Source organism: Methylophaga muralis, from assembly GCF_001720165.1.
GTDB lineage: Bacteria > Pseudomonadota > Gammaproteobacteria > Nitrosococcales > Methylophagaceae > Methylophaga > Methylophaga muralis.
This window is the reverse complement of the sequence record NZ_MCRI01000053.1, coordinates 1-10,010: the sequence shown is the minus strand read 5'-3', so window position 1 is coordinate 10,010 and position 10,010 is coordinate 1. Positions and strand designations below refer to the sequence as shown.

The 10,010-nt window shown below is 45.5% G+C and carries 11 protein-coding genes; 10 read left to right on the top strand and 1 reads right to left on the bottom strand.

Annotated features, from left to right (window positions below):
* The first annotated feature begins 139 nt into the window (after nucleotides 1-139).
* The 6 genes from A9E74_RS14540 to A9E74_RS12890 all read left to right on the top strand — a co-directional run bounded on the left by A9E74_RS14540 (nucleotide 140) and on the right by A9E74_RS12890 (nucleotide 5,330).
* Nucleotides 140-607 (top strand): zinc-dependent peptidase, encoded by a 468-nt coding sequence (locus A9E74_RS14540; RefSeq protein ID WP_218104322.1) that lies wholly within the window; start codon nucleotides 140-142, stop codon nucleotides 605-607.
* A complete protein-coding gene (locus A9E74_RS14535; RefSeq protein ID WP_218104321.1) occupies nucleotides 604-945 on the top strand; it encodes a zinc-dependent peptidase in 342 nt (113 codons plus the stop codon). Before A9E74_RS14540 ends, A9E74_RS14535 begins: the two co-directional genes overlap by 4 nt.
* 102 nt (nucleotides 946-1,047) lie before the next feature.
* Nucleotides 1,048-2,286, top strand: a complete 1,239-nt coding sequence (locus tag A9E74_RS12905) for a SpoIIE family protein phosphatase (protein ID WP_069297015.1) — start codon at nucleotides 1,048-1,050, stop codon at nucleotides 2,284-2,286.
* Between the two features lie 4 nt (nucleotides 2,287-2,290).
* Nucleotides 2,291-2,860 (top strand): SiaB family protein kinase, encoded by a 570-nt coding sequence (locus A9E74_RS12900; protein ID WP_211116070.1) that lies wholly within the window; start codon nucleotides 2,291-2,293, stop codon nucleotides 2,858-2,860.
* A gap of 20 nt (nucleotides 2,861-2,880) precedes the next feature.
* Complete coding sequence (locus A9E74_RS12895; protein ID WP_069297014.1) at nucleotides 2,881-3,270, top strand: DUF1987 domain-containing protein; 390 nt, start codon at nucleotides 2,881-2,883, stop codon at nucleotides 3,268-3,270.
* Nucleotides 3,271-3,515: 245 nt separating this feature from the next.
* Entirely contained in the window at nucleotides 3,516-5,330 is a 1,815-nt protein-coding gene (locus tag A9E74_RS12890; protein ID WP_069297013.1) for an autotransporter outer membrane beta-barrel domain-containing protein, read from the top strand.
* Between the two features lie 661 nt (nucleotides 5,331-5,991).
* On the opposite strand, the gene A9E74_RS12885 is transcribed toward A9E74_RS12890, so the two are convergent.
* Nucleotides 5,992-7,314, bottom strand: coding sequence for an MFS transporter (locus tag A9E74_RS12885; protein WP_069297012.1), 1,323 nt, complete (start codon nucleotides 7,312-7,314; stop codon nucleotides 5,992-5,994).
* Between the two features lie 197 nt (nucleotides 7,315-7,511).
* Here A9E74_RS12885 and A9E74_RS12880 point away from each other — a divergent pair, with 197 nt between their 5' ends.
* From A9E74_RS12880 to A9E74_RS12865, 4 genes are all read left to right on the top strand, one after another.
* Entirely contained in the window at nucleotides 7,512-8,294 is a 783-nt protein-coding gene (locus tag A9E74_RS12880; protein ID WP_069297011.1) for a hypothetical protein, read from the top strand.
* Between the two features lie 67 nt (nucleotides 8,295-8,361).
* Complete coding sequence (locus A9E74_RS12875) at nucleotides 8,362-8,787, top strand: YbhB/YbcL family Raf kinase inhibitor-like protein (RefSeq protein ID WP_069297010.1); 426 nt, start codon at nucleotides 8,362-8,364, stop codon at nucleotides 8,785-8,787.
* Between the two features lie 57 nt (nucleotides 8,788-8,844).
* Nucleotides 8,845-9,378 carry a YqhA family protein gene (locus A9E74_RS12870; protein ID WP_069297009.1) on the top strand — a complete coding sequence of 178 codons (534 nt, stop codon included), beginning with the start codon at nucleotides 8,845-8,847 and terminating at the stop codon, nucleotides 9,376-9,378.
* 49 nt (nucleotides 9,379-9,427) lie between these two features.
* Nucleotides 9,428-9,778 (top strand): VOC family protein, encoded by a 351-nt coding sequence (locus A9E74_RS12865; protein ID WP_069297008.1) that lies wholly within the window; start codon nucleotides 9,428-9,430, stop codon nucleotides 9,776-9,778.
* Nucleotides 9,779-10,010: the final 232 nt, after the last annotated feature.

The window sequence follows — 10,010 nt, the reverse complement described above, 5'->3', positions numbered from 1 at the left end:
AGCACTATCTTTTATTGCCTTTACGTTTTATCACGGCTTTTTAAAGATCGCAGATATTCTTGGTCTTAAATAAACTCAACACTGGTTCATCAAATTTATGCTTTGTAAATCTGATAATTTTTAGTGGAGAAGCATAAACGTGTTTAAGCGATTGCGTAAATGGCGGGAAGATCGGCGCATTAAAAAACTGGCTTTCACCACCGAGCAATGGGAGTCTGCCATTGCTGATTGGCCTGTGATGCAGCGTTATCAAGGCGAAGAGCGTGATGCTCTGCGGGAGATGACCTTTCATTTTCTCGCTCGTAAAACATTCCTCTCTGGTGCCGAGTTTCAATTCACCGATGCAATGTGTTTGAAGATTGCCACTATGGCCTGTGTCCCAATTCTGCATCTTAGCTTGGGCTGGTATGACCATTGGCAAACCATTATTATCTACGAGGGCGATTTTGTACCTAATCGCCCTTATCGCACTGAAGATGGTGTTGTTCATGCTAAGAGTCCGGGCCTCAGCGGCGAAGCCTGGGAACAAGGTCCAGTGATTTTATCTTGGCAGGCGATTTGCCAAAGCGGTGCAAAGACGCATCATGCAAAGCCAGTAATGTGGTGATTCATGAGTTAGCACATAAGCTCGATATGTTGCGTGATGGTGCCAATGGTGCGCCACCGATGCATCCCGATATGCGTCCCGGCGAATGGCACGATATCTTTTCAGCAGCGTGGGATCGATTGGAAAATGACTTGCAACATCATCGCTCATTGCCGCTCGATGATTATGCGTTAACCAGTCCGGCAGAATTCTTTGCTGTGTGCAGTGAAACGTTTTTCGAAACTCCCGAAACCATGAAACAAGATATGCCAAAGGTATATGGTTTGTTATGCCAGTTTTATCGCCAGCAGCCATTACCGGTGGCAGCTTCCAAAATGCAGCTTGCCGGGAATAATTGAAGTCCACCCAACTTGATTCGGGCATAGAGTTTACCCTCTGTAATCTTCTCGTCATTGAAGCAACTTAATCTTTAAGTTGATATCGCAATTTCAGGAAGCCCCATGAACGCCGTCTTTGACGCAACCCGCACACAATTGCCCCGTACTCGCCAAGCTTGTGCTGGAGATCTTCTGTCTCACTCTCTAAAAGTAACTCCTGAAACATGTAATCAAGATGTGCAAAACACTTTTGCTCAGAACAAGTCGTTGATCAGTTTGCCAGTGGTAGAGACAGGTCGGGCGATTGGGCTGATTAATCGTAATATTTTTATGTCACATGTTTCCAAGCCTTTTCACCGCGAAATCTATGGTAAGAAAAGCTGCATTGCTTTTATGGATAAGGAACCGCTGCAAGCCGATGAAGCCATGTCTATTGAAGAATTAACATTTAGGGCTGTCGCTTCAGGTGAAAAGGCATTTGCCGATGGCTTTATCATCACCAATCAACACGGTGACTATCTGGGTATGGGGAGAGGGATGGATCTGATGAGCCAGGTTGCTGATATCCAGGCAGAGAAAAATCGTCAGATCCTCCACAGCATTGATTACGCTAGCGTTATTCAACGTGCCATGTTGCGCCAATCGCAAAGCGTCCTTCAGGAAGCATTTCATGATGCCTATATGATTTGGGAGCCAAGAGATGTGGTCGGAGGCGATTTTTACCACTTTTGCCGTTATAACAATGGGTGGTTTGCTGCGATTGCAGATTGTACGGGCCATGGTGTACCCGGCGCTTTTATGACAATGATTGCATCATCTTGCCTGACGCAGGCCTTAGAAATGTACGGGCCAGAAAGTCCAGCACAATTGTTAGCTTGTGTGAATGGAAGTATTAAAAGTCTGTTGGGCCAATTTGCTGATGCTGCCACGCGCCCAGAATCAGATGAGGGGCTTGATGCTGGTTTTATCTGGTTCAATAGTGATAGTAAAACGCTGACATACGCTGGTGCAAAAACCTCGCTTTTCTATATCACGCCGGACGAGGATCAGGTTCAAACTCTGGATGGTGTAAGAATGGGCGTGGGCTATATTGATTCACCTGAAGATTTTCAGTGGAAGAACAGCGAGCTGAAAACACCTGACGACACATTATTTTTTATCACCACGGATGGTTTGATTGACCAAATAGGCGATGCTAAAAAAATCGCTTTTGGCAAACGTCATATTCGAGATACCTTGCATCTCTGCAAACAACAAACAACAAAAGAAATTTGCCAATCACTGCTAGCACAGTTCAATAGTTGGCAAGGCAGTGAGCCCCGTCGTGATGACTTAACCTTTTTCTGTTTTCGAAGCCATTAATCATATGAATATGACTATGTATCATGCCGACCTGATTCAATTTAGTGACATGGCCCGCCGGGGAAATATTCTGTTTTGCTATGTGGGATATTTTTCACAGCATGTTGTAACCGCTATGGCCGAAACCGTTCGTGCCAGACTTGAGTCTTCTGGTGCTGCTGGGCCAACCCGACGCAAACTTTTCTCGTCGTTTGTGGAGTTGTCGCAAAATATTATCCATTACTCAGCCGAAAGTTTGACCCCACCAAGTCAGCTAAGTGATGAAATACGCCGAGGTTCAGTCTGTATTGGTTACCATGACGACCACTATTTTCTGCTTTCATCCAATCCCGTTGCTTCATCTGATGTGGAAACAATTCGCTCGCGTATTGAACCACTTCGCAGTATGTCACTCGAGCAAATAAAACTCGCCTATAAGCAAGCCCTTCGTGAAGAAACGTCCAATCAAAGCAAAGGTGCAGGGCTAGGTTTTCTGACCATCGCACGAGACGCCAGCGCGCCACTGAATTTTGAATTCATTGTTGATCCTGAGAATCCGGAGATCACTTTTTTTTGCATACAAACCAGCATTTAATTACGTATTAAGGATGGAAAATGGACAATCTTTACATTTCGGCATCACCTACCACTCCAGAAGTTTCTCTTCAGTTTGACCAAAACAGGCTTTCAATGCGTGGTGAGTCTTATCCGGAAAATGCCAGCGTTTTCTATCAGCCAATAATTGAAGCAACAATGTCATACCTGCAAAAGTGCAGTAACAAAATGATAGAGGTTAATATTTCACTGGGTTATTTCAACAGCTCCAGCACGAAATACCTTTTCAATTTTTTTGATGCATTGAACAAAGCGGCTGCAGACAATAATCACATCACGCTGAATTGGTACTACGATGATGAAGATGAAACCATTTTGGAGTTTGGGGAAGATCTCAAAGAGGATTTCAGATCACTGGATTATCACAGCTACCCTATAGAAACGGTGTGATTCGTGTTGAGTTAGAGTTCGAGCAAAAGGGGCAGAGTCTGCCCCTTTTGGTTTTGGTAGCGATAGGTTTTTAGTGACTTCATTACATCAGTTTATGGAGTCAAACTAAATCAAGCTGGTTGGCCCCTTAAATCACCTACATATCTTGCATTTGGAGAAATTATATTTCTATAATTCCACGAAATGGAACACTCCCTGTTGTACTGACGGCGAAACAGGGAGGAAAAGCTTGCAAGGAAACATAAATGAGCAAATTTCTATTGAAGAAATCCGCCGTACTGTGCATAGCATTGGTGGGCACGGTCTTAACCTTTTCCGATGAAGCATTTGCCAAAAGTGCCGGCTGTACGCAGTGGACGTTCAGCGGAAATTCAAACGGCGTAAGCGGTTCGAACCTGGCGTTCGAGGTGAACGAGACGGCATCTGTCAGCCTCACCGAAAACAACGGCACCGCGGACACTTACACTTTCATCTATACAGACATTGCCAACGGCAACCAGACAATCACCCGTAACGGAACGATCAATATCGGCGGTACGGTAAATGAAACCATCACCATACCGCGAAATACAACCAGCGGTCGGTTGAATTTGGTGATTAACAGCGGCGGCATGACTGCGGTGACATTGTCATGCGACGAAGCTTCAGACCCCACCCCCGAAACACCACAAAGCAGCAAACCCACCACCTCCTCGGCTGTTGTATCTTCTGTGTCACGTTCCCAGACAACCGTACTGTTACAGAATATCGGTGCACGCCTTTCCGCAGTGAGCACCCCTGCTGACTATGCAACGAGCGGATGGACTTCCGGCCAGGGGAACGGCACAACTGGTCGTGGCTTTGGAAACAACAATGACAATGCTACAAATGCCAATCTTTTCGATGATCCCGCTTATTACCATCGTGCCAACTCAACCACAGGTTATGAAGGCTTACGGCATATCGCCATGATGGCCAGTTTCGACAGCTCAACCGGCGAAGGCATGCACATGCTGGGCCTTGGCCCGAGAGAGCAGGGTAATGCCGGCGGTGCCAGTGGTATTGGTGGTCGCTCCTCTTTTGTGTCTGCATTACCCTTCACAATTTGGGGACACGGATCATATACGTCGTTCGATAACGACTATGTCAGTGGTGCCAATGATAATCGTTATGACGGTGATGTCTGGGGCTACAATGTCGGGCTGGATTACCGACTCGCCGAAAACATGACGGCAGGTCTGTCTCTCGGATATAACGATACCGACCTCAACACATTATTTAATGACGGCTCCTATCAGGAAAAGGGATGGGTTGTTTCGCCCTATGCGATCTACACTCCTGTCAGCGGGTTGGTCATTTCCGCTCAAGCCGGTTTCGGCATCGGTAAAATTGATATCACGCGCGATAACAATGAGGTATCGGGCAAGACGGAATCGGATATCTGGTATGCCTCCGTCAACATGTCCTATCGGGTCATCCCTATTAAATCTCTGTCGGCGGTATCTTTCACCCCGTCCCTGGGCTTTATTGCGGCACGCAAAACGGTTGATGGCTATACCGAAAGCGACAATACCGTCGTTTCGGGAACAACTGCGAACACCCGTCAGATCAGACCGGCCATCGAAGCCGCCTATGATTTCACACCGACCCAAAACCTGACCATTTCACCTTTCCTTGAAACCAGCTTGATTTACGATTTCACCGATGCAATAAATAATGACAAAACCGCATTCACTATTGGTGGCGGTGTGCGGCTGTCTGACAGACTCACCGGGCTGAACGCCGCCCTAGAAGGCAGTTATCTTGCCGGACAAACCGATTACACCCAATACACTATCGGCGGCACAGTCACCTATGGCTTTGACCTTAAGGGAGCCGATGGCCGATCAGTTGGCACCCTCACACCTTTCTTCAACAGCAACCTCAACGAATATGGCAATCAACGCCTCCGCACTGGTTTTGGTTTTGATAACGGATGGCTTATCAGTCAACTTGCGCTTAGCCACATGATGTCAGTCGCCAACGATAACGATGACAACAGTTCCAGTGCGATCGAACTCAGCTTGTCGATGCCTTTTTGAGCTCTAGCGGTAACACCCCCAGTTAAGAGCTCAATGATCAATAGGGTCAGACTCTGACCCCATTGATTCTGCATTGATTACGATGATGAAGATGAAACCATTCTGGAGTTTGGGGAAGATCTCAAAGAGGATTTCAGATCACTGGATTATCACAGCTACCCTATAGAAACGGCGTGATTCGTGTTGAGTAATGTGCTTTTTAAATCGGCAGGTATTTGTGGAATACCTGCTCTGGCTAAATAATCTGGCGAAGCAATCATCACTCGACCTGTTTCCCCGAGACGACGGGCATGCAGGCCACTATCAGGCAGTTATCCAAAACGAATAGTCACATCGACATGGCCGGCATTGACGTTACTAATTTGGTCTGTGACATCTATGTTTACGGTGTTTAGCTAGGATGAAACACATGCATCGACAGCTTTTGTAACGGCAATGCTGGTGTTGTATGGGGAGGGTTTGGTGTTGATAACTATCTGGTCAATCGCTATGCCGATCGTTCGCTTGACTTAATTTTGGTTGTTTCTTAAGTTTTGGTGATTGTGCCGTTGGCTGGGGCGGGTAAAGCTGTTGATGGGCTTATCTTGGTCTTGTGCTTTATATGGGGATGTCAGCAAAGAGACCAACAAGCCTTAGATGCCGTTTATTAATTGTTGAGGTATCAGTCTTTCGGATATTGTCCTGCCTTGATTTGACCTCGCGATAAGTTCACTTTTAGGCAGACAATAAATGCCAGAGCAAAAAACACGGCACACAGCAAAATCGCATTTTGCAAACCGACCAGTGCCTGCATTAAGCCCACACCAACCAAACCAATGATGGCTGCCAGTTTGTGTGATAAACCCCAGAAGCCAAAAAACTCAGCTGCTCTTGGCAATGGGGTTAATTTGCCGACAATAGCGCGACTGGCTGATTGTGTTGCACCGAGACATAAACCAGCCGCCACTGCGACCACCAGAAAGATATCCTGCCGTTCAGCTTGATAACCGAGTGAGTTAATTGCATCAGTAATATTGGGTGTTTGCCAGATTAATAATACCGCCCCAATCCAGAACAGCAGGGTAAATTGATAGGTAAACTGACTGCCGCGACGATCTTCGGCCCAGCCAAAAAATATTGCTCCCAAGGTTGCCGTGACCTGCACGGTGATAAAAGTCAGCACCCGCATTTTTTCATCCCACTGCACCACCTGTGCACCGTAGATAAAGGTGAAAGCGATAATGATGTAAATACCCGACATGGCAAACAATGCCGACAGCAGAAAGATACTTAAATCCTCATACCCGCGAAGATGTTTCAGGCTGCCTTCCAGCCGTTGCCAACCCTGCTGCCAAATACTGATACCACTGATGTGACTGGCTTTGCCACGTTCTTTCAGCAGCAAAAAAGTCGGAATGGCAGCCAGCAGGAAAAATCCCGCTGCAAATGGTCCAACCCAACGCACATTTTCAAAATTTTCCAGGCTGACTTCACCGAGAAACAATAAAGCCAAACCAGTTGCTACTAAGCCACCGACATAGCCCAGTGCCCAGCCAAAACCGGAGATTTTGCCAAGATCTTCTGGCGGTCCCAGATCTGGTAAAAAGCTGGCAATAAACGACTCACCAATGGAATAGGCATAGTTGGAAATTACTATCAGCAACATGCCGAGCAGAATGTAGCCGGGCGCCACAAAATACAGCAGCGCCGTAGCGAATACTGTCACTAAATAACTGATGAACAAAAACTGTTTGCGCCGAGCGGTCAGATCCATCACCGCACCGAAAAAGGGTGCCGTTAAGACCACCAATAAATAACCGGCTGCCAGTGACAAGCTCCACAACAGATTGCCCAGCCGATAGGCATTTTCGGCATCACCAACAATCACCCGGGTAAATAAATCGCCAAACACCACGGTAATAATCAGCAATGTGTAGGCCTGATTGGCAAAATCGAACATTGCCCAGCCGAAAATTTCCTTTTTGTCAGCGCGTGGTTGGCTCATCGTCATTTCGTGTGTTGGAAAAATGCCGACTATATCATCAAAGTGACGAGTAGCGGTTTACATACAAGTTCAATGTTTATTTGTTGATAGGTATAGAAATTGCTTTGACCGTATTTGAAGTTGATTCTTTGCCAATTATTGCTTCGGGTCTATGACATTTCCTGGAGGCGAAATGGATATACACGACGAGGACAGTCATGATTGACATTACTAATAACACAACGCTTTACAATAGTCGGCTTGCCACTACTACGATAAACCAGTATCAAGCTGTTACAGACACGACCAGCACAACAACGCCCCCGAGTCCTACTACCACCACTGTTTCGAATCTGGCTCGTCAGTTGAGTGAAGCGGCAAATCTTGCCGAAACACGAGACGCCAGCCTCAGTCGCAATGAACTTGCTCACAAAGCCAAAACTCTGATCGATCAGCTCATTGGCAATAGCTACGATAATAATAAGCTCCAGCACGACAATGAGGTTCCCAACACCGACGACCCAGAGTTGCTGGCACGCGCTAAACAAGCTACCGATTTCGTCAATGGCATGGGGAGTAATCCCTTCAAGGGCATGTCACGAGATCAATTATCCCTGATTGCTTACGATGAAAGTGGCAGTTTCACCATCAATGAACGGCGTGCAGCATGGCTGGAATCCTATGACCAGGAAGAGGTCTGGCGAAGAAAGGTCGTGGCCCAGGCAACGGACGAATATAACCGCACCGGCAAGCTCACTAACTTCTTTACCGAGGTGCTTAACCACTACAAAGAGCTCCCGGCGATTGAGCAATCACAATATCCAGAGGACTATGAGTCTCAGCTTCAGCAATGGATTGATCTTGATTTCAATTACATTACTCATCAGGCTGAAGGGAAAGGCTCCAATCCGACCAGTTTGATCGAGATGTTAATGGCTCAAGGAGCCTATGCCAATAAAGACGCTGCCAAGACTGAATCAGATAATGTAGAGGTGATGTAAAAATCGCACTAAAGTAATTTAAAGATACTAAAATCATATCGTTATCCAGTGTAAGGAAGAGTCATTTTTGAAGCCAGTAATACAGCAAGAAACCACAGGATGTGGCATTGCGGCAGTAGCTAATATCCTTGGGAAAAGCTATTTAGAAATGAAAGTTATCGCCAACGCAATGGGGATTTATGCTGAAGACCAATCGCTATGGTCTGACACACAATATGTGAGGCAGATGTTGGCACTGAGCGGAATTGAGACTGCTGCCGATGAAATTGCTTTTGAATCATGGGAAGCGTTACCGGATTTAGCCTTATTAGCTATTAAACATCATCAGCAAGAGGGCAAAAACTTCTGGCACTGGGTGGTTTTCACGCGCGAAAATGGCGAAGCAGTTGTACTGGATTCGGCAAGCTATCTGCCAGCTAATATGAGAACCGACTTTGATGCCATGCAGCCGAAGTGGTTTATTGAGGTAAAGAATGCAAAACTAGTGCAATAACGTCATTATTTTGTTCAAGCCAGCATCTTTAAATATTTTTATAAGAGTAAGTATCCAATGAAAAAAATCGAATATTATTTCGAGCAATTTTTGTGGAAATCACGATTTTTAGTCTTAATCGCAGTGGTTTCAAGCTTGATTGGATCATTGGTTTTGTTTGTTGTGGGGACGATGGATATATTAAAAGTAGGATTTTCCGCAGTGAATTATTATTTGGGGCGGAGTGAACAGGACATTCACGAGTTCATTGTCACCGATATCATCCTTGCCATTGATATTTATCTGGTAGCGGTCGTACTGCTTATGTTTGGTGCAGGTGTATACAGACTGTTTATTTCCCCTATTGATCAGTCTGAGGAAAATGGCGTCGCTCATCCATTCAATATACAAACCTTTGATGAGTTGAAAGATAAAATTGTCAGAGTGGTTATTCTGGCAGTGATAATTGAGTTTTTCAGAGCAGTAGTGGATATCCAGTTCATCACTCCACTTGATGCAATTTACCTGGCCCTGTCCGTTCTGGCTTTGGCAGCGTCTGTTTATCTGATGAATATGAATCAGGGAAAGAAAACAGAGGTCGATAAAAAATAGCTTTTTTACCTAATTGCAGAACCACACATAAGGCAAAAGTAACCGAATCATGAAACAAACCGGAACGATTAATTACCTTGAAATGCCATCGCGAGATCTCGACGTGACTAAGCAATTTTTTAGTGAAGCATTCGGCTGGTCTTTTGTGGATTATGGCCCTGAGTATGTTGCCATTGAGAATGCCGGGCTGGATGGTGGATTTTTTAAATCTGACTTGGTGGCGACAACTGCTAATGGAAGTGTACTGGTTGTGCTTTATAGTTATGAGCTGGAAAATACGGTCGAGAAAGTCAAAAACGCAGGCGGTAAAATCACCCAGGATATCTTCTCATTCCCCGGTGGTCGTCGGTTTCATTTTACTGATCCGAATGGCAATGAATATGCGGTTTGGTCTGAGTAAACTTCTGTTGTGACGCGCTCCCACGCGGAGCATGGGAACGAGTTATAAGCTAAAAAGGGCAAAGATTATGTCTTTGTTCTTTTTTTTGTTCCTTTGTTTGCATTCGGTCAGTTTCAAACTTATTGATTAAGCATAGAGATGTGCAGTTAGTTAGCTCGATTTGGTCGTGCATCAAATTTTCGTTAGTAATAACTAAATCATAAATCAATGTGTGAACTGGTACCTGGACCTG

What these genes read in the sequence shown, in the direction of transcription:
- A9E74_RS12905 (WP_069297015.1), top strand. Translation starts at nt 1,048, where the DNA reads ATGAACGCCGTCTTTGACGCAACCCGCACACAATTGCCCCGTACTCGC.
- A9E74_RS12900 (WP_211116070.1), top strand. Translation starts at nt 2,291, where the DNA reads ATGAATATGACTATGTATCATGCCGACCTGATTCAATTTAGTGACATG.
- A9E74_RS12895 (WP_069297014.1), top strand. Translation starts at nt 2,881, where the DNA reads ATGGACAATCTTTACATTTCGGCATCACCTACCACTCCAGAAGTTTCT.
- A9E74_RS12890 (WP_069297013.1), top strand. Translation starts at nt 3,516, where the DNA reads ATGAGCAAATTTCTATTGAAGAAATCCGCCGTACTGTGCATAGCATTG.
- A9E74_RS12885 (WP_069297012.1), bottom strand. Translation starts at nt 7,314, where the DNA reads ATGAGCCAACCACGCGCTGACAAAAAGGAAATTTTCGGCTGGGCAATG.
- A9E74_RS12880 (WP_069297011.1), top strand. Translation starts at nt 7,512, where the DNA reads ATGATTGACATTACTAATAACACAACGCTTTACAATAGTCGGCTTGCC.
- A9E74_RS12870 (WP_069297009.1), top strand. Translation starts at nt 8,845, where the DNA reads ATGAAAAAAATCGAATATTATTTCGAGCAATTTTTGTGGAAATCACGA.
- A9E74_RS12865 (WP_069297008.1), top strand. Translation starts at nt 9,428, where the DNA reads ATGAAACAAACCGGAACGATTAATTACCTTGAAATGCCATCGCGAGAT.